This is a genomic window from Chitinophaga pinensis (assembly GCF_007896845.1).
Classification (GTDB): domain Bacteria; phylum Bacteroidota; class Bacteroidia; order Chitinophagales; family Chitinophagaceae; genus Chitinophaga; species Chitinophaga pinensis_C.
In genome coordinates, this window is sequence record NZ_VOHS01000001.1 from 296,853 (window position 1) to 320,848 (window position 23,996).

Genomic DNA, 23,996 nt, shown 5'->3' on the forward strand with positions numbered 1-23,996 from the left:
TTATCGCAGAAATTCCAGCAAAGGCTGAATGAATTGCGGGTAAGCTTCTATATGTGGAAGATGCCCTACGCCTTCGATAGGTGCAAGTTTTGCATTCGGAATACGTTTGCTGATTTCCTGTCCTAACACCGGGTAATTTCCCATTGTCTTTTTCACTTCTTCGGATACATTCGCTTTACCCAGCGCAGTACGGTCACGCTGACCGATGATCAGCAGGGTAGGGACTTTGATGTTTTCAAATTCATAGAAAACCGGTTGTGTAAATATCATGTCATATGTCAGTGCCGCATTCCATGCTACACGTGGATAGTCCGCACCAGCGGTCCATCCGGCCTGTAACACTGCCCATTTTTCATAAGCAGGTTTCCATGCTCCGGCGTAGTAGTTATCCAGCTGATATTGTTTGATTTTTTCAAAGTTCTGTTTCAGTTCTCCTTCATACCATTTATCCACTGATTGGTAAGGCACTTTTACTTTCCAGTCTTCCAGCCCGATCGGATTTTCAAGGATCAGTTTTTCTGCCACATCAGGATACATCAATGTAAATCTTGTGGCCAGCATGCCTCCCATGGAGTGCCCGAGTACAGCAGTTTTACAGATTTGTAATGTGTCCAGCAGGGCCTTTGTATTCTGTGCGAGCAGCTGAAAACTATATTGGAGGTGTGGCGGTTTGCCGGATTTACCAAAGCCTATCTGGTCGGGCATAATTACCCGGTAACCTTTATTGCTGAGATCTGCAGCTGTACTGTCCCAGTAAGCGCCGCAGAAGTTCTTCCCATGCAATAGCATAACCACTTTTCCATTGGGCTTTAAAGGCTGAACATCCATGTAAGCCATACGCAGGGTTTGCCCTTGTATATTTAAGGTAATGTAGTGAACAGGATATGGATATGAATAACCGGCAAGGTCGGCGTCATATGGTATAATTGTCTGTGCATTCGTGCGGCTGAGCAGGAGTGAGAAGGTCAGTAAACAGGTAACAAAAATTAATCTTCGTGTCATTATTCACAAATTGGTGAGTAAATATGGGTTATCGAACAAAAGTAGTGCCTGCAAGGCGGGATCGTTAAAGTTTGTGATGTACGGAAGCATAGAAGCCATAAATATCAAAAAGTTACATCTGTCGTCCTTTCGTTGTATTTTTGTAGTATAGAGAGGAGAGTAGGCAATAGAAATTTGAGGCGTAACAGATTGTCAATTAACAGATTACCAACCGGGAGTTTATATTTTTAACGAATTCTTTGGAGAAATGATCACAATTATTTAAAAGCCTATCCCCACTTTTTCCACATTTTATCATAACTTTGCGCCTTCTTTTGGCCCGACCTGTGTCACATAGCCAGAACAAATTGAACAAGATTTATGAATATCCGTAACATAGCAATCATTGCGCACGTAGACCACGGTAAAACTACCCTGGTTGATAAAATCCTTCATCACACCAACGTTTTCAGGGCTAACCAGGAAACAGGTGAGTTGATCATGGACAACAACGACCTGGAAAAGGAACGTGGTATCACCATCCTCAGTAAGAACGTTTCTGTTGAGTACAAAGGGGTGAAAATCAACGTAATTGATACTCCGGGCCACGCCGACTTCGGTGGTGAAGTTGAAAGGGTATTGAAAATGGCAGATGGTGTAATCCTGTTGGTGGATGCCTTCGAGGGACCAATGCCTCAGACCCGTTTCGTACTGCAGAAAGCGCTGCAGCTGAAACTGAAGCCGATCGTGGTAATTAATAAAGTAGACAAGGCGAACTGCCGTCCTGACGAAGTGCACGACGCAGTATTCGAACTGTTCTTTAACCTGGATGCAACGGAAGAACAGCTGAACTTCCCAACCTACTACGGTTCTGGTAAGAATGGCTGGTTCAACGACTCATTAACACAGTGTGAAGATATCACTCCATTATTGGATGGTATCCTGGCACATGTTCCAGAGCCACAGATTCCAGACGGTAACCTGCAATTGCAGATCACTTCCCTGGATTACTCTACCTTCCTTGGCCGTATCGCTGTAGGACGTGTAGCTCGTGGTACTATCAAGGAAAACCAGCAGATCTCTCTGGTACAGACCGACGGTTCTATCAAAAAGTCCCGTGTACGTGAACTGTATACCTTCGAGGCACTGGGCAAAAAGAAAGTAACTGAAGTACAGCCCGGTGATATCTGTGCGGTTGTAGGTCTGGAAGACTTTAACATCGGTGATACTATCGCTGATTTCGAAGCTCCTGAAGCATTACCGGTTATCAGTGTGGATGAGCCAACCATGAACATGCTGTTCAGTATCAACAACTCTCCGTTCTTTGGTAAAGACGGTAAGTTCGTTACCTCCCGTCACCTGCGTGACCGTCTGGTAAAAGAAACTGAAAAGAACCTTGCGCTGCGCGTAGTTGATACAGACAGTGCGGATAGCTTCCTGGTATATGGTCGTGGTATCCTGCACTTAGGTGTATTGATCGAAACAATGCGTCGTGAAGGATTTGAGTTGACTGTAGGTCAGCCACAGGTAATCCTGAAAACTGTTGACGGTAAGAAATCTGAACCATATGAAACACTGGTAGTAGACGTTCCTCAGGAATTCGCCAGTAAAGTAATTGATCTGGTAACTCGTCGTAAAGGTGAGATGCTGATCATGGAAACAAAAGGTGACATGCAGCACCTTGAGTTCGAAATTCCTTCCCGCGGTCTGATCGGTATGCGTACCCAGATGCTGACCAACACAGCAGGTGAAGCTGTAATGGCACACCGTTTTATGGATTACAAACCATGGAAAGGACCAATCCCAGGTCGTAGCAATGGTGTACTGATCGCTAAAGAAGCCGGTACCACTACTGGTTACTCACTGGATAAACTGCAGGATAGAGGTTTCTTCTTCGTAGATCCGGGAGAAGAAGTGTACAAAGGCATGATCATCGGTGAAAACAACAAACCTGGTGACCTGGTAGTTAACCCGAACGAGGGTAAAAAACTGACCAACATGCGTGCAAGTGGTAGTGACGCTGCAACCAGCATCGCTCCTAAAACCCTGATGACACTGGAAGAGTGTATGGAGTACATCCAGCACGATGAGTGTATCGAGGTGACGCCTAACCACATCCGTATGCGTAAAACATATCTGGATGAGGAAGACAGGAAGAGATTCCAGAAAGTAATGAAAGCAGACGGTATCGCGTAAGCCCCATCTGTTTCAAAGATATAAGCCGCTTCGTATTACACGGAGCGGCTTTCCTTTTGTCCCGGACTGACTATATTCATTGCGTAGCTGCATTGTATATTTGTATCACAATGGAGCCGCAAATACCATTATTTAGTGATCCCGCCTGTCAGCACATACCCCTGAAAGACGGAGACCTCATTTACTGTCCGCAGTTTTTTCCTCTGCCGGAAGCCAATCATCATCTGCATACTTTATTAAGCTCCATCGACTGGCAACAGGAAAGCATGGTCATGTATGGCAAACCAGTACTATTTCCGCGCCTGATGGCGTGGTATGGAGATGCTGGCAGCAGTTATTCCTTTTCCGGAAAGACCTATCACCCTGCACCATGGACAGCAGCACTTGTACAGATAAAAGAAGCGATCGCCCCCATCTCCGGTGTGGACTTTAATAGTGTGTTGCTCAACCGCTACCGGGACGGAAAAGATTCTATGGGCTGGCATGCCGATGATGAACCCGAATTGGGACTGAATCCGGTGATAGCCTCCGTGAATCTCGGTGCTACCCGGCGTTTTATGTTGCGTCATGTGAAAGAAGCACACAAATTTGAACTTGAATTACAACATGGCTCCTTATTGATCATGAAAGGTGCTCTGCAACATCACTGGCAACATCAGGTGCCGAAAACAACCAAAGTTTCAGCAGAAAGAATTAATCTCACATTCCGTGTCATTCAGCGGATGTGATCAATAACCTTAAAAGACATCGTCATGAAAAACCCCATCTTACTCATCGGCAATGATATTAACAACATATCCAAAGGCCAGAGCTGGAAAGACCTGCTTACAGATATTGTCAGCTTTTGTCTGCCGGATGGTTGCGTGCAGCTCGATGAAAGAAAACCATTTCCATTATTGTATGAGGAAATATTCCTTACCGCTATCCGCCAACAACATATCCGGGAAGCGGAACTGAAAGCATTTATTGCAGAGAAAACACTCCGGATTGAACAGAATGAGATCCATGCCGCTATCAGAGCCCTCAAACCAGCACATATTCTGACTACCAACTATGAATTTACATTGGAAGGAGAAATTCCCGAAGGCAATAACAGCCTTATTCAGGAAAGAGCATTCAGTATTTTCAGAAAATATACGGTCGGCGGTACCGATTACTGGCATATTCATGGGGATTGCCTGAATCCGCTGAGTATTAATCTTGGATTTGAACATTACGGCGGACAATTACAACAAATGAGAAACTATGTTGTGTCCGGTACTACGTATACAAGTCCGCAGGCACCTCGTCAGTCACTCGTACAACGTATTCAGCAACATCTTCCCGTGAAAGACGACTCGTGGCTGGATCTGTTTTTCACCCGGGATATTCACATATTCGGATTGTCCCTCGATTTTGTAGAAACAGACCTCTGGTGGCTGTTGACTTACAGGGCCCGTCAGAAATTTCAGAAGAACACAATTCCTGTCCGGAATGCATTGTACTATTATATTCCGACAGAATTTGTAAAAGGAGCCAAGTTTAAACTGGATATGCTGGCTGCCAATGATGTAAAAGTCATTGATATAGCGGCACCCGATAAGCGGACTTATTATGAAGAGGTGCTGAAGCAGATTAAACGTTTGTGAACCTTATGGAGTGATTTTTGTTCTTTTGCGGATATAGACCACTTAAAACGTAAACTATGTTTATCAGATTAACAGCACTGGCAATGGTTCTTCTTGCCAACACATGTAACCAGAAGGCTGTGAAACAGGATATCGCCAGTATCCAGAGTAAAAGATGGGCACTCACTACAATGAATGGCGCCAAACAGGAGAAATCTCCTATATGGATGGAATTTGATCCGGCAACCCACCGTTTTAGTGGTAATGGCGGCTGTAATAAAGTAAGCGGCGAATATCAGCTGGAAGGTAACGAAATCACCTTCGGTAAAGTCATCAGTACACGAATGGCTTGTATAGATCCGCAGGGAAATGAAAGAGAAAGCGCATTTCTGCGAATGCTCAGTGATCGTACCTACACTGTAAAGTTTGAAGATCAGTTGTTACAATTCCGCGATAGCGGTAGAGTAGCAATGTCATTCACCGGATTTAAAAAAGCGGCAACGACTAAATAGTCAATACTCTGCATATTATATGAATGCAGCGTACACACAGACAGAACAGTCTATGTGCACGCTGCATTTTTTGTTATCTGCCGGCGAGCATGATGATCTGATTGTCCACAAGAACAGTATCAGATACTTCGTTGCCCACCTTTACAGTGATGGCTATTTTAGCCGTTTTCCGGGCAGGAATTTGTACGATTAATTCATTGTCTGAAGCGCTGATGATCTTTGCTTCCACATCATCAACGATCACTTTATTGTCAGTTGTTACATGACTGAATCCTTTACCGTGTATGGTCAGTAAAATTTCCGTTGTACCTGCAGGAAGTGTGTCCTGCATCTGAAACGCCGTTTTTTCGGCAGTAGGGGTAACCTGACAACTGTATAGACAACACATTACCATGGCTATAATAGCCAGACTCATTTTCTTAATAAACATAAAACTTATTCTTTTTGGGGTTCAAGGGTTAAAACAGCGCGGTGTAGTGTATGGAGCTAACGGCGACTGTTGGTATTCAATTAAATCGGACGCAAAGGTAGGGACTTTTCAGTTACCAACAATACGTATTAATACCTGTAAATCAGAATTGAGTATTAATACTTGCTTGTGGCAAGTAAATCGCAGTCAATAAAAAGAAGGAGAAAATGTCGTAATAAAACGAGGGTGTTTACCATCCGGCAAACACCCTCGTGTAGTAATTATTTCTGCTGTTTTTTACTTGATCAGCTTCAGCTCATTGATAATGTTGCTGGCACCACCCAGTTTATCAATGCACCACAGTACGTAACGTACATCTACACAGATGGTGCGGTTATACACAGCATCAAACTGTATTTTATGGCTTAATGCTTCATAGTTGCCGTCAAACGCAAGACCAATCAGTTCACCGTTTGCATTCAGCACAGGAGAACCTGAGTTACCACCGGTGATATCGTTGGTGGTAATGAAACAGGTAACGATGTCATTTTTTCTCAGGTCTTTGTATTGACCAAAGTCTTTCTTGTTGTAGAGGGAAACATAATTTTCCGGCAGATCAAATTCGTAATCGCCCGGTTTATATTTTTCCATCACACCTTTCATCGTACATACGTAGTCATATGCAACCGCATCACGTGGTGCATATGGTTTTACCTGACCATAGGTCAGACGCATAGAAAAGTTCGCGTCAGGATACCATTTTTTGTTAGGTTCCATCTCCAGTTTGCCTTTCATATAAGTACGTCCCAGATCGTTATTTTTAGTCACAAACTGGTTATACAATGGCAGGTACTTAGCGCTGAAGTTTTTAACGAAAGCGCTGGAGTATGCAAATGCAGGATCCGTTTGCAGGGTAACTGCATCCGGATTTGCCACGAAAGCTTTCCAGCGGGCATCATTCATGATCATAGATCCGGACATGATCGCGGAAGCCCAGAGGCGGTAGGTATTATTATCGTCCAGACTACCGAATTTTGCCTTGATGGCATCGTAGAATCCGATAGGATGCTGTGCCACAGGAATGTCTGTATAGAACAGGTGACAGGTAGCTGCGAGTATTTTCTGATCGCTGGTTTTGTCTTCTTCTTCCAGGAATGCAGTACGTGCTTTATCCGCTGCCTGAATGCTTTGTTTGATAGCATCAGAAGAACCACCTGACTGTAGCATCGCTTTTTCTACTGCCTGCAGACTGGCTGCAAAAGCGGCCAGTGGAGAGCCCATGATACCTTCATTGATGTAAATGCGGTGTTTTGCATAAGGAGCCCAGGTCTTGTAGTTGGTCGTGTAATCAGAGAATATATTGGCATATTCAGTTTTACCGGTTGCCCATTTTCCAAATGCTGCTTCTTCTTTTTGTTTCTCTTCTACCACATGATATTTCACGAGTTGTTTTGCTTCACCGTCAAAGAATTTCCAGTAATTAGCAATACCGGCATAAGAGGACGCCAGTTTCAGCTTGATCGCCGGATCTTTTTTCATCTGCTCAAACATGTAGGAGAGACGTACCGCACGCAGTGCTACAACAGAAGGGTTTTCTACGTCTATTTTCAGTTTTACGCCTTCGGAGCTTTCGTAACGGTTGGTACCGCCCGGATAACCGAAGATCATTGCGTAATCATTCTCTTTAATTCCTTTGATAGAAACAGGCAGGAAATGTTTTGGTTTTAAAGGAAGGTTTGCTGCAGAATAATCAGCAGGCTTGCCATCTTTATCTGCATATACACGGAAAACGGAGAAGTCGCCGGTATGACGTGGCCATTCCCAGTTATCAGTGTCGCCACCATATTTACCGATGCTTTCCGGAGGGGCGCCTACCAGACGGATGTCTTTGTAACGCTCGTATACGAAGAGCAGGTACTGGTTGCCCTTGAAGATGGGGAGTACTTTTGCTTCGTAATTGGTGCCGTTGATCGACTGACTCACAATTTCACCTATGATCTTTTGCTGTTGCTGCATTCTTTCCGGACCGGAGAGGTCTTTCAAGCCGTCCATTACCTGTTTGGTAACGTCATCTACTTTTACGAGAAATTGAACGGACAGGCCTTTTGCGGGAATTTCCTGACTTTTGTCCAGAGCGTAAAACCCGTTTTTCAGGTAATTGTGCTCAACGGAGCTGGCGGTGGCGATGGCGTCGTAACCGCAATGGTGGTTGGTGAAAATCAGCCCCTGATTGCTCACTATTTCTCCGGTACATCCGCCACCGAAGATGATAATGGCGTCTTTCAGGGACGCTTTGTTGATACTGTACAATTGTTCTTTCGTCAACTTAAGACCTTTCTTCACCATGTCATTGTACACTTGCTGTCCCAATAAATAGGGCAGCCACATTCCTTCATCTGCTTTGGCGAATTGAGCCGCCAGCAGGAACAGAAGGATCAGCAGATTCTTCTTCATAATTGATTATCGTTTTAAAAAAAGCAGGCTCAAACCTAGGTATTTTTTCAATAAGCGCCATATTGTCTGTGGTAAACGGTTGTAGCGGTCACAATAATTCTGGAATGGCATTTGCAAAAAGACGTATTTATCAGGTACGTAACACTATAAGCTCACTTTAAAACCTACTTATGAAAAAGGTATTGCTCCTATTGACTGTAGCGGCTTTCATGGCTTGTCAGGAAACCTCCAGACAGGAGGAAAAAAAAGAGGAGATGAAGGAAGGTGTGGAAAAAATTGGACAGGATGTAAAGGAAACCGCTGCTGATACGAAGGAATACATGGAAGCCCAACGTGATGAACTGAGAAAAGACCTGGAAGATCGTAAACGGGAAATTGACCAGAAAATGGAGGAATTGAAAAAAGACGGCTCCGCCAAAAGTAAAAAAGCAAAAGCAAAACTGGCTGACCTGAGAGATCAGATCGATGTAAAACTGGGAGAGCTGAAAAATACGAGTGCCGACAAATGGGATAGTACCCGGAATGATGTTGATACACTGTTGAAAAGGACGGACGAGGAGTGGCAGGAGTTCAAAGCGGACTTTAAAGAATTATTCCGATAGGGATAAGAAATGAAATTCCCTACCTTTACCACAATAATCATACTAAAAAGCCTTGTTACGTTCATATCACCAAAAAGATATCGCTTTTGAGGCCGGCTGCGATGAAGCCGGACGGGGGTGCCTTGCGGGGCCGGTATTCGCAGCAGCTGTGATTTTACCGCCTAAATTCAGGAATAAACTTCTGAATGATTCCAAGCAGTTAAAGGCTTCCGACCGGGATAAATTGCGTGTGGTAGTGGAAAAAGAGGCGATAGCTTATGCGGTAGCCAGTGTGGATAATCTGGAGATAGACAGGATCAATATCCTGAAAGCGTCTTTCAGAGCCATGCACCTGGCATTGGACCAGCTAAAACAACAACCGGGTTATATTCTGGTCGATGGAAACAGGTTCGTTCCCTATGGAAAGACTCCCCATGCCTGCATTGTCAAAGGGGATGGCATATATGCCTCTATAGCAGCAGCCTCCATTCTGGCTAAGACATACAGAGATGAATACATGCACAAGTTGCATCAGGAATATCCACATTTTGGGTGGTTGGAAAATAAGGGTTACCCTACTTTGTTCCACCGGGATGCTATCCGGACACATGGCGAAACGCCTTATCACCGGAAATCATTCAGATTATTACCTGATCAGCCGGAGCTTGATTTTAATGCCCCTGTAGCGGAATATACAGTTGTGAAAGTGGTTTCCCCGGAGGAAACCCAGGATTAGGTAAAACTATTGTTTATTTATTTTGCCCTTGGATAGGATCAGATTATGTTAAAGCAGACACAACAGCAGAAGCTATTACAGAAATTGTCGCCGCAGCAGATTCAGCTGATGAAACTGCTTCAGGTACCTACAGCTGTTCTTGAAGAGCGTATCAAGGAAGAGCTGGAGGAAAACCCTGCCCTGGAATACGGGGAAGACGCGCATGAAGATGAATACAAAGACCCACAGGAAGAATATAACAGCAGCGAGGAAGGCGATGACGATGAGTTTGAACCTGATGGGAGTGAAAATGAATACGATAATATTGACATTTCCGAATATGTAAGTGAAGGAGATGATGACATCGCTGACTATAAACTCAGAGATGACAACTACCCTGATCAGGATGAAAACAAAACCATCCCGGTAAGGGTGGAAACTTCTTTTCACGAACACCTGCTTGAGCAGTTAGGTATGCTCGAACTGGATGAACGGCAGAACGCTATCGCGGAGCAGATCATTGGTAGCATCGATGATGACGGCTATCTGCGTCGTGAAGTAAGTGCAATCGTAGACGATCTTTCTTTCTCCCAGAATGTTGCTACCGATGAGGATGAGATCAAAGAACTGATCCGTATGATTCAGGAATTTGATCCGCCGGGTATTTGTGCTACCGATCTGAAAGAATGCCTGTTGTTGCAATTGAGACGCAAACCACAGGACGATCCGGGAGTAGTAGGCGCTTATCTGATTCTGGAGAATTACTTCGACGAGTTTACTAAAAAACACTACGAGAAGATACAGAAGGGATTGAATATGAATGATGAAGCGCTGAAAGAGGCGATCGGGCAGATCATCAGACTGACACCTAAGCCGGGCGGTAATTTTGCTACCCTGAATAAGGCGGAAAGTTATGTGGTGCCTGACTTCTTCATCCTGAATAACAATGGTAAACTGGAGCTGACGCTGAACTCCAAGAATGCGCCTGATCTGCGTATTTCTGAAGGGTACAGGGACATGCTGAAAGAATATGACCGCGGAGATAAGAAAGACAAACGTCAGAAAGAAGCGGTGTTATTCATCAAACAAAAGATCGATGCGGCAAAATGGTTCATTGATGCCATTAAACAGCGTCAACATACCCTTTTGTCTACCATGGAATCCATCATGGGGTATCAGCGCGAATTCTTCCTTACGGGAGATGAAACAACCATGCGTCCGATGATCCTGAAAGATATTGCCGATATCACCCAGCTGGATATCTCTACTGTGAGCCGTGTGGCAAACAGTAAATATGTACAGACGGAGTTCGGTACCTTTAAGCTGAAATTCTTCTTCAGCGAATCTTTGTCCACCGACAGTGGGGAAGAAGTATCTACCCGTGAGGTAAAAAAGATACTGTCTGACCTGATTGAAGGAGAAAACAAACGTAAACCATTAAGCGACGAAAACCTGACCAAGATGTTGCAGGACAAGGGGTATAACATTGCCCGCCGTACTGTGGCAAAATACCGCGAACAGTTAAATATTCCGGTAGCAAGGTTAAGGAAGGAGCTTTAAAGAATGAGGCGTCCGTACCGCCCGGAATGAGACGGAAATCTGTGAATGGAACAAGTAATAATACCCACAACTGATAATTCCCGGCAGAATAAGCCGGCATTTTCACCAGTATTACGTGCAGCAGCGGAAGTCATATCATATGTATCACATCCGCTTTTCCTGCCAACGCTGGTAACGGCATTCGTTGTCAATGCCCTACCGGAGTATTTCGTTCAGTTCAAAGAGGGTAGCGTTCGCTTTGCCTTTGATGCGCTGTATTTCAGGGTAGTGTTTACCACGCTTTTCCTGCCCATTTTCGTGGTAATGCTGTGTAAAGCACTGGGTTTTGTCGAGTCTTTCCAGTTACGGGCCCAGAAGGACCGTATCATTCCATATATCGCCTGCACTATTTTCTACTTCTGGATCTACTTTGCCTTCAAACGTGAAGGAGCAGCACCGCCTTTCTTCAATGCCTTTTTTCTGGGGATCTTTATTGCCATCGTAATGGGCATGGTCGCCAATACCTACGTGAAGATCAGCATGCACACTATTGGCTGGGGCGGTGTGATCGGTTTTCTGCTGATGCTGATGATCGGGATGAACATGAATATCAGTCTGGTACTGATGGTGGCATTCCTGCTGGCCGGCATCGTGGCTACTGCCCGTCTGATCCTTGGTGCACACACACCTGCGGAGATCTATACCGGCTTCGGAATGGGTATTCTGGCGCAGCTGATCGCATATGCTATCGTAGGATAATTCCTTTTTTTTAAAAACTTTCTGGCTACGCACATTCAGTGCGTATGGACGTATCATCTTTGTAGTGTTATTTGAACATTGACATTGACATATGCGTCTGTTGTGCGTTAGCCCCCTTAAATTTTTATATAACAAGCATAACAATAATAAACGTGCGAGGTCGGATCTTTTTTACTATAACATTTAGCATTATGCGGCCAGAATGCTAAAAAATTTAGGATAATAGAAAATTAGGTCATAACTTAGCACACACCATTAAATTTGTAAAAAACACTTACTAATATGTCTACAGCCAATACTGACAAACTCAAGGCGCTCCGCCTTACGATGGACAAAATCGAGAAGGATTTCGGAAAGGGATCTGTGATGATGATGGGTGAAAAGGGCACAGATCCAATGGAAGTAATTTCTACTGGTTCACTGGGTCTGGATATAGCGCTTGGTATCGGTGGCTTCCCTAAGGGAAGGATCATTGAGATATATGGACCTGAATCTTCCGGTAAAACTACCGTTGCTATTCATACAATTGCAGAAGCACAGAAAAAAGGTGGTATCTGCGCAATCATAGATGCTGAACACGCATTCGACAGTTCTTACGCTCAGAGACTGGGTGTAGATGTAGATGCGCTGTTGATTTCCCAGCCAGACCATGGTGAGCAGGCACTGGAAATTGCTGATCGTCTGATCCTCTCCGGAGCGGTAGATGTGGTGGTAATTGACTCCGTAGCTGCCCTTGTACCAAAAGGTGAACTGGAAGGTGAAATGGGTGAAAGCAAAATGGGTTTACAGGCACGTCTGATGTCTCAGGCACTGCGTAAACTGACCGCGACAATTTCAAAAACAAACTGCTGCTGCATATTCATTAACCAGCTGCGTGAAAAAATAGGAGTGATGTTTGGTAATCCGGAGACTACAACCGGTGGTAACGCGCTCAAATTCTACGCTTCCGTGCGTTTGGATATTCGTCGTATGACACAGATTAAAGATGGTGATGAAGCCGTTGGTAACCGCGTTAAAGTAAAAGTAGTAAAGAACAAAGTTGCACCTCCCTTCCGCCAGGCTGAATTCGATATCATCTTCGGACAAGGTATTTCCAAGATGGGTGAAATTATCGATATGGGTGTTGAATACGGCATTATCCAGAAAAGCGGCAGCTGGTTCAGTTATGATACCAACAAGCTGGGCCAGGGCCGTGATGCCGTGAAAACATTGCTGCTGGATAATCCTGAAGTAGCAGCTGAGATCGAAGGAAAGATCAAAGCGAAATTAGCAGAGCAACAGGCTTCTGCATAATGATGACTGTTAAAAGTTGTCAATGATAAGTGTCGGCGTCACTTGTTGACAAGCGTGAAAGGATACCTATAAAAATGTGTCTCAAACGTTGCGACACTCGTCTCAAGTCTGAAGGTTACCGTTTGACGATGCGGTGCCGGAAATGAAGTGATAGATACGTCAAACCAGCAACAATCAGCAGGCTGCAGTCATACATATGCACTGCCGCTTTATTAAGAGTTGTTTTAGTTTTAGATATAAGCATTGGGTTAGTTAGTATTAACGTAAATCCCTGCCTTCTCCTGGGCGGGGATTATTTTTTTATAGCAAGTTTGAACGTGAGTGTGTAATGAGACACTTTATCCTCCTCAAACTATGCATTGTTTATTCTTTAAATAGTAGTTGTTTGTTCGCTGAATGCCTAACGTTGTACTATACTTTTTAGCAAGCCTTTTGAACTATTCATCGCATTAATAATTGTCTGGCTGATAGATATACAGTATAATATTTTGTTCTTCCCAAACAACTGTTTTATCTTTTTCTTAACTCGAATTACTGCACATCCACTGCATATAAAAACAGTAAATTTGAACTTACCAATCAGTGTTCTTTGCCTTGCCTGATAATAGTCTGACTATACTCATCTTACGTTAATGCTACGTTGAAAACGTAGCATTAACGTAAGATGAGTATAGAAGAACAATGAGATAAATGCAAGATGGTTATTCAAGGTGTATCACTCAATGACTAATCTGTAATTCCCGGTTAATTCGTTGGTTTCATATCCTTCCATGCCCACAGATATCTGCTTGCATAAGTCCTGTAAGGCGACCATTTCTTAGAGATCTTCTGCAGCTTTTCCCGGAATGCTTTCTTATCTGTATTATCCAGTTTGTATAGTTTAATCATCGCCTGTTGCAAGCCCAGATCATCTATCGCAAATACATCTTCTCTGCACAGATAAAACATCAAAAGCATCTCAACTGTCCAGCGACCTACACCTTTGATCTGTGTGAGATATCTGATGACTTCCTCATCTTCCATCTGCAACAGTTTTTTATCTGTTAATTTTTCTTCCACAGTAAAGCGCGCCACATTGTGTACATAACTCACTTTTGCATTGGATAATCCGATGCTGCGAAGTGTTTCCGGTGGTGTATCAAGTATCTGTTGTGCATTGGGTTCTTTCCCTTCATACAAAGCAAGAAAGCGGGTATAGATGACGGTGGCTACCTTTACACTTAACTGCTGACTCATAATAGATCCGATCAGCTTCAAGGCAATATTCTTCTGGACATTCAGCGCCGGCAAAGGCTCCGTCATAATAGCCGCCAACTTCTTATCCTTACTGAGATGTACCAGATGTACTTCGGGGGATTGTCTCATAAAATCGGTTTAAAGAAAAATGCTCCTGATAAAGCAATGTATTAAATTTTGCTTCATCAGGAGCATTCTCCCTGCGGTTCTTTTGGAACTATTTAGTACCCGAAAGGTTGCTTGTATAAAACTTCGAGGATCGTCTGACCAACTACCTGTAATGTACGTTTGTCAATCACTGTCATGTTATCATTGGACGTATGCCAGTGCGGAACAAAGTTACCGTTCTGTTGCAGCGCAATGATATCAAAAGTGGGAATATTCGCCATTGTATTCACGTATACGTGATCGTCAGTGATGCTGGTTCCGATATTCTCATAACGGAAGTAATCGGAGTATCCCAGACGGTTAGCTACATCCCAGAACATTTTCATCGGACCATAAGCATACTGTTGTGAACCGCCTTCCATAAAGAACTGAGAAGCACGGCCACCCACCATATCCAGGAGGATACCGTAATTGGCTTTGTAGCCATTTACGTGTGGATTTTTAGCCCAATACTGTGTACCCAGACAATAGCTGTTTTCCTCTTCACTGATACCATAATCTTCCACATCAGTCAACAGAATATCAACACCTGCTTTCGGTTTATCTGCATGCAGTTGGCGGGCTACTTCAATCAGCACACCTACACCGCTGGCGCCATCGTCAGCACCATCCAGTTGCTTGTTTCTGTCAAAGGCATCCTGATCAGCATGTGGACGCGTATCCCAGTGGGAGAGCAGCAATACACGCTGCGCAGCGGCCGGATTGAAGCTCGCGATGATATTGATACAAGGTAATGATACGTTTTTAGGACCTTTTACAGTCGTACGCTGTATATATACAGTATCCGCAAGTGGCTTCAGTTGCGCGATCAGCCAATCAGCACATTTTTGCTGTGCCGGAGTGTTGGGAATACGCGGACCGAAGCTTACCTGTTTTGCAGTATAAGCATAAGCACTGTCTGTCTGAAACACCGGCACATTCACATTTTGAATGGTTGCCGCTGGTGTGCCGGATGCTTCCGGCTGATTGGTTTTTGTCGGTTGCTGACAGGCGCTCATGCACAAGGCTACACCTGCTGCAAAACTTAGTATTTTGTACATATTAACAAATGGCTGTTTGATCATGACGGCTTACTGTATGCTGTAGGTCATACTACCATCTTTCTCGTCTTTCAATTGTATACCTACCGCTAATAACTGGTTGCGGATCTTGTCGGATGCTGCGTAGTCTTTACGGCCTTTCGCTTCCTTACGCATTTCCATCAGCAGCTGAATAACGCCATCCAGTTTGCTGTTGTCATTGCTAAGTGTTTCCGGCTGCAGCCCAAGAATATCGATCAGGAAGTTCTGCCAGGTCTTTTGCAGGAGCTGGAAGGTATCTTCACTGAGTTCATGCATTTTTACCTGTCCACCCTTGATAGAGTTGATGACAGGAGACAGCTCGAACAGGTTGGCCAGTACTTTGGCCGTGTTGAAGTCATCATTGATGAATTCCTGGCATTCCAGACACCATTGACGTACCTGTTTGTCCAGTTCTTCATTGATCGGCTGTACATCGGCTGTATAACTCAGTTTCTGCAATACTTCAAATGCAGACCATAAACGCTGTAAGCCTTTCTCCGCGGCCTGTAATGCCTCATTGGAGAAGTCCAGTGTACTACGGTAATGCGTCTGCAGAATGAAGAAACGGATCGTCATCGGACTGTAGGCTTTTTCCAGCAGGTGATGATTACCTGTGAAAAGTTCCGTCAGTTTGATCGTATTGTTATAGGCCTTACCCATTTTACGGCCGTTAATGGTGATCATGTTATTGTGCATCCAGTAACGGGCCATCAGTTCACCATGGGCAACTTCACTCTGCGCGATCTCACATTCGTGATGTGGGAACTGCAGGTCCATACCACCACCGTGAATATCGAACTGTTTACCCAGATATTTACTGCTCATCGCAGAACACTCGATGTGCCATCCGGGGAAACCTTCTCCCCATGGACTTGGCCAGCGCATGATGTGCTCAGGCGGCGCATTTTTCCAGAGGGCAAAGTCTACATTATTGTTCTTTTCTTCCTGACCTTCCAGCTCACGGTTGGAGCTTTCCAGCATATCTTCCAGTACACGACCGCTCAGAATACCGTAATCATGCGATTCTGCGTATTTCTTTACGTCAAAGTATACAGAACCATTGCTTTCATAAGCATACCCTTTCTCAATGATCGTTTTGATCATCTCAATCTGCTCGACGATGTGACCGGTTGCAGTAGGTTCAATGCTTGGCTCCAGACAGTTAAACCGCAGGAAAGCCCAGTGAAAGAGGTTTGTATATTTCTGTACCAGTTCCATTGGCTCCAGCTTTTCCAGCTGAGCGCGTTTGGCAATTTTATCTTCAGCTTCACGGCCCTCTTCTTCGAAGTGACCTGCGTCTGTGATGTTCCTTACATAGCGGACTTTGTATCCCAGAAACTGTAGATATCTGTATACAACGTCAAACGTGATATAAGGGCGGGCATGGCCCAGGTGCGACTCTCCTGAAACGGTAGGGCCGCATACATACATACCAACATGTCCGGGATAGAGAGATGTGAATACTTCCTTTTGCCGATGTAGCGAATTGTATATTTTAAGCTCAGACATATCAGATATTTTCAGCGAGTGTAAGCTACACTTAGTTTTGTTAGGATTGCAAAGATAATTATTGTTTCGTGAGTGACATTACCGTCTGGCACTAACATTGGCTATCACAGGGTAGTGATCGGACAGGGTAGAGTTTATTTTCCTGAATGAATTGATTTTGAATGACTTGTCTGCAAATATATAATCAATCCGCAGGGTAGGAGCCAGTCCGGCGTAAGTCCGGCCGATACCACTGCCCTTTCTTAGAAACGCATCCTGCAGATCGCCCCGGATGGTAAAATAAGTATATGATGCCGGTGTATCATTAAAGTCTCCGCATACAATCACGGGATATGGACAGGTACTGATAAATGCCGATACAATATCAGCCTGTTTACTGCGATCCACATACGCATCACGCATTTTCTGGACAATATTGCGTGTAGCCACCAGACCGGTATCCTCCTGTTTTTTTATCTTTTCAATAGAGCGGTAATCCCTTTCATTAAAGCGATAAGAAGCGAGGTGCATATTGATGATGCGGATCGTATCGCCGTTCTTCACAATATCAGCATAAATCAGGCTCTCACTCCGCGGGCCGTAAGACATTTTCAGTTTGTCTGACTTGATGATCGGATAGCGGGAGTAGATGATCGACCCCCAGTGCTGCATACCATCCCTGTTGAAATCACTTGAAAAGAAGCGATATGGGAGTTTCATCTCCCGGGAAATATCCTCTCTGTTATTGAAATCGTTTTTCTTTTCTGAGGTATAGAAGTCCTGCAGACAGACTACATCCAGTTCCTGCTTTTTTATCAGAGCAAACATCGCTTCCCTGTTGTATTTGCTGTCTTTCTCACGGTAAAGCCCGAACTGAGCAACATTATAGCTCATAATAGTCAGACTGCCGGGAGGATTGGCAAACTGTTTTCCGGAAGAAGGATAGTTGAACGCGATAAAAGCAGAAATGGATTTCCAGCCTATTACGACCGGCAACATAGGCAGCAGACAATATTTAAAATCAAACAGCAGCCAGCAGATAAAGAATAGCACCAGCACCAGCAACAGCAAGGGGAAGAGTAACGTAATGAAACTGATAGGCCACCATCGTTCCGGCGAAACGTACGGTGCCAGGCAGGCTACTATAAACAGAAGCACTACAATGGTGTTCACCGTTAAAAAGAATCCTTTTGTGAATAACCTCAGAAATCTCAACGCCTATCGCTTTTAGGTTAAAGATAGGAGAAATGATGAATTCATGCATTATAATGATAAGCCCGCCATGATAGGAAAATGTTGAAATCCTTTCCTGTGAAAGGTCTTATAACTTTTAACGCGTATAGGTTTTTGTGCCAGAATATAATCTATGCGTAAAGTAGGAGCCAGAAAGGACAAAGTACGGCCTATTCCGAATCCTTCTTCGAGAAATGCATCCTGCATATTTGAACTGATCGTATTGTAGGTATAGGACACGGGCGTGTCATTAAAATCTCCACACACAATCACTTTATACGGACTGGCAGCGATCAGGCCAGCCATCTTCCTCGATTGTGCGGCTCTTTTATGAATCGTATGTTTCATTTTAGAGGCCAGATTCCGTACGCCTGAAAAAGTGCCTTGTCCTCGTTCCAATAGGTCATAATCGTTGCCTCTGAACATATAAGATTGCAATTGTGCGGTCAGCACACGAATGGTATCGCCCTGCACCAGAATATCTGATTGCAGAAAGCTGCTACCGCTGCCTGCGGAGCTATATCCACAGGGTATTTTACTGCTTCTGACAATAGGAAAGCGTGAGAATAGTATAATGCCATAATGCCAGTAATTCCAATGGCTCATATCACAGGTGAAAAAGTGATAGGGATACTGCAGTGTACGGGCAATGGAATCAATATGGTTGGTGAAGAAAGGCCCTTCGTTGGTATAGAATTCCTGCATACATAGAATGTCCGGTGAGGCATCCCGTAGCATATCGTAAATGGAGCCCTGTAACACAGAATCTTCCCTGTAATCATTCAGGCCCATATTACTGGTATTGAAGGTCATGATGGTAAATCGCCTGTCCGGCCGGTAGGTGGTATCCTGTGAGGAGATCACATTGATGCCAATACTGGAGAACAGGGCATGCAGAGATAAGATAAAACCCGCGAGGGATATCCACAGATATCTTCTTTTCCAGAAAAGCCACAATATGATAAAAGCGAAATTGATACCCCAGCAGATGAGGAAAGTCAGACCGGCAAAACCGCTGAGCCAGAACTGTTGTGGATTCAGGTAAGGCAGCCAGGCGGAAAGAATAAGACTAACGGCGATCAACACATTGCATAGCAATAGGAATCGGGGTAAAAATTTAGCTACAAACAGCACGACATAGGGGTTTTACTAAAAATAGGGATAAAAAAGGGAAATCAAAAGAAAAGCCCTCCGTGGGGAGGGCTTAATATATTGCGCGTTACCATCTTTACTTTACCACGTGCAGGTGAGATTTCGGATGGAACAGGTGTGTGATCTTAAAGATAAATTTATTGAATCCGAGTCCGAGGTCATTTCCTTTCTTCCATTGCTGCATGTAGATAAGTCCTGTGAGTCCGCCACCGATCAGCGCCGGTAAAATGGTAATATCCTGACTGTTCATCACATGGCTGCCAACATTCACGATCAGGAAGATCACGGTTATGATCCAGAAGGGAATAGGCAGATTGGGGAGTAATCTGTAGTTGGGCGCAACGACAGTCGCACCGATTGCCAATGCCATAACAGAAGCAGAGGCGCCTGTCATCATTGCAGCAGGCTGTAATGCATGAAAGGAGGGGATCAGCTGCATACCGAGCAGGTAGCAAACTGCACCAACTATACCACTTAACAGATACAGCGGCAGGATACGCTGGCGTCCGGCATGATTCTGCAGCATGGTACCAAAGCAGGCCAGCCAGATCATGTTACTGGTAATCATCCAGAAACTGTTATGGGTGAACATTGTTGTGAACAATGTCCACGGATTTTTCAGCAGTCCGTCGATAGTGGAAGGCAGCAGTACATGCGACAGTACATCTCCTTTGAATCTGGCCGGAGGGTTACCTTCAATACCATAGACGATTTCTGTAAAAAACAGCAGCATGAATACGGTGATGTTGACAAGCAACAGCTGTGTGACCATATTCTTTTCTTCTCCAAGGGATAATGGAGTTTCGGATCTTTCCTCGACGTACATCATGTCACAATATCTTTAATGTTAATAAAAATGACTACGGTTCTTTCTGTTCCAGATCTTCAGGAGAATATAACTGAAGATGACGCCTCCAAGGTGGGCAAAGTGTGCAACGTTATCACCAGCTGAGTTTTGGATACCTGAAAACAGTTCCATCAGGATGATGATACCGATGAAGTATTTCGCCTTCAGCGGGAACAGGAAGTAAAGGTAAATGAGATTATTCGGAAACAGGTAGCCAAATGCGAACAGCAGTCCGAATACGGCGCCGGAAGCACCCAGTGTAGCCCCATTAGGGTATACCCGTGCAAAATCGTTGATGAAGACTTTTGCGGCGGCAATTACATTCGGGTTATCAGGTGCTGCATTAAATGCCGTTCTGATACCTTCCGCTCTGAAGTTGCCGGCATCCAGATCGAAGCGGTTGTCCAGTATTCTGAAGTTGTCCAGTGTTGGATTGCTCAGGAATTGATGGGCATCATGGGCCAGCCGTACGTTCTCGTAGGTCAATACACCCATGTGGCAGAGTGCAGCTCCAAGACCGCACACCATATAGAATATCAGGAAACGTTTAGGCCCCCAGATATTTTCAAGGGTGGCGCCAAACATCCACAGTGTAAACATGTTTGTGAACAGGTGACCGAAGGAGCCATGCATGAAGAGGTGTGTCACCAGCTGATGTGGCTTGAAAAGACTGGATCCCCAGTAATGCAGGGCGAAAGTATCTTCAATGAATCCCGGATTTTCAAAAAACCTTTCCAGGGAATTCTGTGCAAGGAATACCAAAACATTGATGATCAATAGGTTTTTGATCACCGTAGGAAGTATTTCAAATCTGCCGGGCCTGAACTCGCTCATTTCTACCTATTCTTTAATGATTAATTCTTTTCTCTAATAATACCACATTCTCGATATGGTGCGTGTGTGGGAACATATCCACCGGTTGTATCTTTTTCACGCTATACATCACATCCAGCAGCGCCAGGTCTCTTGCCTGAGTCGCAGGGTTACAGCTTACATAAACTATGCGGGGAGCAGCGATTTCGAGCAGCTTGTTCACCAGTTTCTCGTGCATACCAGCCCTCGGCGGGTCGGTGATAACTACGTCAGGTTGTCCGTGCTGTGCAAAGAAAGCATCATTGCAGATGTCCACTACATCTCCGGCATAGAACTGGGCATTATTCACATTGTTGCGGGCTGCATTTTCGATCGCATCGTCAATTGCCTCTTTGATCAGCTCAATGCCCACAACCTTGCCTGCCTGCCGGGATACAAAAATACCAATACTGCCAGTACCACAATATAGGTCATAAACAATTTCTGTTCCTGTTAATCCTGCAAAATCCCGGGTTACCTGATAGAGGGCTTCCCCCTGATAGGTATTCGTCTGGAAAAATGACTTCGGACCGATCTTAAAGGTGAAATCTTCCAGTTTTTCTTCGACATAGCCTTTTCCAAAATAGGTTTTGGGCTCCAGGTCGAAGATCGTATCGTTCAGTTTCGGGTTGATGGTGTACAATACGGACGTAATGCCGGGTACGGTCGCGAGGAGGTGGTCCAGCAGGGCTTCCCTGTCCTTTTTGTTCTCATGATGGATGACGAGATTGACCATTACTTCTCCGGTCGTACAGATCCTGATGACCAGGTTACGCAGCCAGCCTTCTTTTGCACGGATGTCGTAAAAAGACAGGTTGTGCTCCAGTGCGTAGGCGCGGATGGTATTGCGGATGGCATTTACCGGTTCTGCCTGCAGGTAACAGGTGTTGATGTCCAGTACCTTGTCAAACAGTTTCGGAACGTGGAAACCGAGGGCATTTTTCCGGGGAATGTTGCCATCTTCGTCCAGTTCCAGCTCATCTGCCGGGAGATAAGCTTTATTGCTGAAAGTGAATTCAAGTTTATTACGATAGTGAGTAATGTGTCTGGAGCCCATGATCGGCTGCATCGGGGGCAGTTCCAGTTTACCAATTCGCTGAAGGTTGTCAGCCACCTGCTGTTGCTTATATTCCAGTTGCTGGTCATATGGCAACATCTGCCATTTACAGCCTCCACAGTTACCAAAATGCTCACAGAAAGGAGTAACGCGGTTGGAAGCGTAAGAATGGAAATGGACGGCTTTACCTTCTGCCCAGTCTTTTTTGTTTTTACCGAGGCGAACGTCTACCACATCTCCGGGTACAACACCCCCTTCAATAAATACTACTTTCCCGTCGATGCGGGCCAGTGCTTTTCCCTCTGCGGCGTATGCGCTTACAGGGACTTTTTCAAGAATAACATTTTTTTTCCTCACGGGTGCAAAGGTAGGATTTTAGCCGATCACTGATTTTTGAAATTCCCTTTTCCTTGCTACTTTTACAGGAACCGATATCCTATGCGTAAACTTATGATATTACTGGTCTGTATTTTATGCCATTGGCAATTGCAGGCCCAGGGCTACCAGCTCACTTTTCAGTTAAAACAGTATAAGGGAGGACAGCTGGCGCTGGCCCATTATATGGGAAAAAGCTTTTACATGGCTGATTCCGCCCAGATCAATGAGCAGGGTATCGCAATTATGAAGAATAAGGAGGCTTTACCCGGCGGTATTTACATCGTATTACTGCCCGGCAGGCAACGTTATTTTGAAATGTTGCTTGATAATAAAGATCAGCAGTTCTCTATCGCCATTGATACCTCAGACCTGATCAACAAGACGGTCTTCAGGACTTCCAAAGAAAACGAAATCTTCCAGTCATATAACAAATTCCTGCAAAAGGAAGTATCTACCCAGGATAAACAGATCAATGGTCTGCTGGCCAGACATACGGCTGCTGACAGTGCCGCTGCCAGACCTTTACAGGTGGCATTGGGTAAGCGACTGCAGGACTTCCGTAACGGTGTTATAGGAAAATATCCACAAAGTCTGCTGACCAGCATTTTCAGGGCTATGAAGGAGCCGGAAGTACCGGCCGCTCCGGCAGGAGAGGACTCCACCTTTGGTTACCGTTATTATAAGGCGCATTACTGGGACAGTGTTAACCTGAATGACGGACGTCTGGTAAGAACGGACATCATTGAGCGGAAACTGAGCAGATATTTTACGCAGCTGGTCGCCATGGATCCTGATTCTATTATTGTGGAGGCAGACAAGGTGGTAGAGAAGACCAGAAAGGATAAAGAAATGTTCAAGTTTGTGGTATGGTGGCTGACCTATACCTACGAAACTTCCAAGTATATGGGTATGGACGCGGTGTTTGTACACATGGTGGAGAAATACTACGTATCAGGCGACGCGTACTGGCTGAAAGATGATCAGTTGAACAAGATCATTTCGAGAGCATATTCTATGGCGCCAAACCTGATCGGACAGCAGGCGCCCCCGTTGGATGTAAAAGATTCTGCACAACAACCCTTATCCCTTTATACGACCAAAGCCAAATATACTGTGCTTGTTTTCTGGGATCCTACCTGTGGACACTGTAAGGTCGAATTACCCCGTCTTGACTCGGCATATAATGCCAACTGGAAGAACAAGGGCGTAGCGATGATCGGCTTTAAGACGGAAGGTACCAAAGACGAATGGCAGGGTTTTATCAAAGAGCACAACCTCAAAGGATGGATTCACGCATGGGATCCGGACGCACAGAGTAACTACCGTCGTCTGTACGACGTATATAGCACACCGGTAGTATATCTGCTGGATGAAAAAAAGAAAATTCTGGCTAAAAGACTCGGTGTGGAACAGCTGAATGACTTCCTTGAAAAATTAGAATCTAAAGCGGAAACAGTTCATAAATAACGAGATATAGT

At 44.7% G+C, this 23,996-nt stretch carries 21 protein-coding genes; 10 read left to right on the forward strand and 11 right to left on the reverse strand.

The window, feature by feature from the left end; all coding sequences use genetic code 11:
* Entirely contained in the window at positions 1-1,002 is a 1,002-nt protein-coding gene (locus tag FEF09_RS01265; RefSeq protein ID WP_146303112.1) for an alpha/beta fold hydrolase, read from the reverse strand.
* A gap of 360 nt (positions 1,003-1,362) precedes the next feature.
* Between FEF09_RS01265 and typA the strand changes: the two genes are divergently transcribed.
* The 4 genes from typA (at position 1,363) to FEF09_RS01285 (ending at position 5,296) form a co-directional block, all read left to right on the forward strand.
* A complete protein-coding gene (gene typA, locus FEF09_RS01270) occupies positions 1,363-3,177 on the forward strand; it encodes a translational GTPase TypA (RefSeq protein WP_146303114.1) in 1,815 nt (604 codons plus the stop codon).
* A gap of 110 nt (positions 3,178-3,287) precedes the next feature.
* On the forward strand, positions 3,288-3,905 hold the full coding sequence (locus FEF09_RS01275; RefSeq protein WP_146303116.1) for an alpha-ketoglutarate-dependent dioxygenase AlkB family protein: 618 nt from the start codon (positions 3,288-3,290) through the stop codon (positions 3,903-3,905).
* Positions 3,906-3,929: 24 nt separating this feature from the next.
* Complete coding sequence (locus tag FEF09_RS01280) at positions 3,930-4,805, forward strand: hypothetical protein (RefSeq protein ID WP_146303118.1); 876 nt, start codon at positions 3,930-3,932, stop codon at positions 4,803-4,805.
* 56 nt (positions 4,806-4,861) lie between these two features.
* Positions 4,862-5,296 carry an META domain-containing protein gene (locus tag FEF09_RS01285; RefSeq protein ID WP_146303120.1) on the forward strand — a complete coding sequence of 145 codons (435 nt, stop codon included), beginning with the start codon at positions 4,862-4,864 and terminating at the stop codon, positions 5,294-5,296.
* Positions 5,297-5,369: 73 nt separating this feature from the next.
* Here the strand turns inward: FEF09_RS01285 and FEF09_RS01290 are convergent, their stop codons facing one another.
* Complete coding sequence (locus FEF09_RS01290) at positions 5,370-5,726, reverse strand: IPT/TIG domain-containing protein (protein ID WP_146303122.1); 357 nt, start codon at positions 5,724-5,726, stop codon at positions 5,370-5,372.
* A gap of 276 nt (positions 5,727-6,002) precedes the next feature.
* Positions 6,003-8,159: a S46 family peptidase gene (locus FEF09_RS01295; RefSeq protein WP_146303124.1), complete on the reverse strand. Its 2,157-nt coding sequence runs from the start codon at positions 8,157-8,159 to the stop codon at positions 6,003-6,005.
* A gap of 170 nt (positions 8,160-8,329) precedes the next feature.
* On the opposite strand from FEF09_RS01295, the gene FEF09_RS01300 reads away from it, so the two are divergent.
* From FEF09_RS01300 to recA, 5 genes are all read left to right on the forward strand, one after another.
* The gene (locus tag FEF09_RS01300; protein WP_146303126.1) at positions 8,330-8,761 is read left to right on the forward strand and encodes a hypothetical protein; all 432 of its coding nucleotides are present in this window, start codon (positions 8,330-8,332) and stop codon (positions 8,759-8,761) included.
* A 52-nt stretch (positions 8,762-8,813) separates the two neighbouring features.
* Positions 8,814-9,476, forward strand: a complete 663-nt coding sequence (locus tag FEF09_RS01305; RefSeq protein WP_146303128.1) for a ribonuclease HII — start codon at positions 8,814-8,816, stop codon at positions 9,474-9,476.
* A gap of 45 nt (positions 9,477-9,521) precedes the next feature.
* Positions 9,522-11,015 (forward strand): RNA polymerase factor sigma-54, encoded by a 1,494-nt coding sequence (gene rpoN, locus FEF09_RS01310; RefSeq protein WP_146303130.1) that lies wholly within the window; start codon positions 9,522-9,524, stop codon positions 11,013-11,015.
* 45 nt (positions 11,016-11,060) lie between these two features.
* Entirely contained in the window at positions 11,061-11,753 is a 693-nt protein-coding gene (locus tag FEF09_RS01315; RefSeq protein WP_146303132.1) for a hypothetical protein, read from the forward strand.
* Between the two features lie 282 nt (positions 11,754-12,035).
* Positions 12,036-13,046: a recombinase RecA gene (recA, locus tag FEF09_RS01320; RefSeq protein WP_146303134.1), complete on the forward strand. Its 1,011-nt coding sequence runs from the start codon at positions 12,036-12,038 to the stop codon at positions 13,044-13,046.
* 744 nt (positions 13,047-13,790) lie between these two features.
* On the opposite strand, the gene FEF09_RS01325 is transcribed toward recA, so the two are convergent.
* The 8 genes from FEF09_RS01325 to rlmD all read right to left on the reverse strand — a co-directional run bounded on the left by FEF09_RS01325 (position 13,791) and on the right by rlmD (position 22,497).
* Positions 13,791-14,411, reverse strand: coding sequence for a DNA-3-methyladenine glycosylase family protein (locus tag FEF09_RS01325; protein ID WP_146303136.1), 621 nt, complete (start codon positions 14,409-14,411; stop codon positions 13,791-13,793).
* Between the two features lie 92 nt (positions 14,412-14,503).
* Positions 14,504-15,490 carry a M28 family peptidase gene (locus tag FEF09_RS01330; RefSeq protein WP_186774145.1) on the reverse strand — a complete coding sequence of 329 codons (987 nt, stop codon included), beginning with the start codon at positions 15,488-15,490 and terminating at the stop codon, positions 14,504-14,506.
* A gap of 30 nt (positions 15,491-15,520) precedes the next feature.
* Complete coding sequence (cysS, locus tag FEF09_RS01335) at positions 15,521-17,020, reverse strand: cysteine--tRNA ligase (protein ID WP_146303140.1); 1,500 nt, start codon at positions 17,018-17,020, stop codon at positions 15,521-15,523.
* 78 nt (positions 17,021-17,098) lie between these two features.
* A complete protein-coding gene (locus tag FEF09_RS01340; RefSeq protein WP_146303142.1) occupies positions 17,099-18,157 on the reverse strand; it encodes an endonuclease/exonuclease/phosphatase family protein in 1,059 nt (352 codons plus the stop codon).
* 105 nt (positions 18,158-18,262) lie between these two features.
* A complete protein-coding gene (locus FEF09_RS01345; protein ID WP_146303144.1) occupies positions 18,263-19,318 on the reverse strand; it encodes an endonuclease/exonuclease/phosphatase family protein in 1,056 nt (351 codons plus the stop codon).
* Between the two features lie 142 nt (positions 19,319-19,460).
* Positions 19,461-20,213 (reverse strand): rhomboid family intramembrane serine protease, encoded by a 753-nt coding sequence (locus FEF09_RS01350; RefSeq protein ID WP_146303146.1) that lies wholly within the window; start codon positions 20,211-20,213, stop codon positions 19,461-19,463.
* 18 nt (positions 20,214-20,231) lie between these two features.
* Entirely contained in the window at positions 20,232-21,065 is an 834-nt protein-coding gene (locus FEF09_RS01355; RefSeq protein ID WP_146303149.1) for a rhomboid family intramembrane serine protease, read from the reverse strand.
* Between the two features lie 13 nt (positions 21,066-21,078).
* Positions 21,079-22,497, reverse strand: a complete 1,419-nt coding sequence (gene rlmD, locus FEF09_RS01360; RefSeq protein ID WP_146303151.1) for a 23S rRNA (uracil(1939)-C(5))-methyltransferase RlmD — start codon at positions 22,495-22,497, stop codon at positions 21,079-21,081.
* A gap of 81 nt (positions 22,498-22,578) precedes the next feature.
* Here rlmD and FEF09_RS01365 point away from each other — a divergent pair, with 81 nt between their 5' ends.
* Positions 22,579-23,985 (forward strand): redoxin domain-containing protein, encoded by a 1,407-nt coding sequence (locus tag FEF09_RS01365; RefSeq protein ID WP_146303153.1) that lies wholly within the window; start codon positions 22,579-22,581, stop codon positions 23,983-23,985.
* The last annotated feature ends 11 nt before the right edge of the window (positions 23,986-23,996 follow it).

Coding starts and splice junctions, on each gene's coding strand:
- rpoN (WP_146303130.1), top strand. CDS start 9,522: ATGTTAAAGCAGACACAACAGCAGAAGCTATTACAGAAATTGTCGCCG.
- cysS (WP_146303140.1), bottom strand. CDS start 17,020: ATGTCTGAGCTTAAAATATACAATTCGCTACATCGGCAAAAGGAAGTA.
- FEF09_RS01315 (WP_146303132.1), top strand. CDS start 11,061: ATGGAACAAGTAATAATACCCACAACTGATAATTCCCGGCAGAATAAG.
- FEF09_RS01325 (WP_146303136.1), bottom strand. CDS start 14,411: ATGAGACAATCCCCCGAAGTACATCTGGTACATCTCAGTAAGGATAAG.
- FEF09_RS01330 (WP_186774145.1), bottom strand. CDS start 15,490: ATGTACAAAATACTAAGTTTTGCAGCAGGTGTAGCCTTGTGCATGAGC.
- FEF09_RS01355 (WP_146303149.1), bottom strand. CDS start 21,065: ATGAGCGAGTTCAGGCCCGGCAGATTTGAAATACTTCCTACGGTGATC.
- FEF09_RS01295 (WP_146303124.1), bottom strand. CDS start 8,159: ATGAAGAAGAATCTGCTGATCCTTCTGTTCCTGCTGGCGGCTCAATTC.
- FEF09_RS01300 (WP_146303126.1), top strand. CDS start 8,330: ATGAAAAAGGTATTGCTCCTATTGACTGTAGCGGCTTTCATGGCTTGT.
- FEF09_RS01290 (WP_146303122.1), bottom strand. CDS start 5,726: ATGTTTATTAAGAAAATGAGTCTGGCTATTATAGCCATGGTAATGTGT.
- FEF09_RS01365 (WP_146303153.1), top strand. CDS start 22,579: ATGCGTAAACTTATGATATTACTGGTCTGTATTTTATGCCATTGGCAA.
- FEF09_RS01285 (WP_146303120.1), top strand. CDS start 4,862: ATGTTTATCAGATTAACAGCACTGGCAATGGTTCTTCTTGCCAACACA.
- recA (WP_146303134.1), top strand. CDS start 12,036: ATGTCTACAGCCAATACTGACAAACTCAAGGCGCTCCGCCTTACGATG.
- FEF09_RS01275 (WP_146303116.1), top strand. CDS start 3,288: ATGGAGCCGCAAATACCATTATTTAGTGATCCCGCCTGTCAGCACATA.
- FEF09_RS01265 (WP_146303112.1), bottom strand. CDS start 1,002: ATGACACGAAGATTAATTTTTGTTACCTGTTTACTGACCTTCTCACTC.
- typA (WP_146303114.1), top strand. CDS start 1,363: ATGAATATCCGTAACATAGCAATCATTGCGCACGTAGACCACGGTAAA.
- FEF09_RS01350 (WP_146303146.1), bottom strand. CDS start 20,213: ATGATGTACGTCGAGGAAAGATCCGAAACTCCATTATCCCTTGGAGAA.
- FEF09_RS01280 (WP_146303118.1), top strand. CDS start 3,930: ATGAAAAACCCCATCTTACTCATCGGCAATGATATTAACAACATATCC.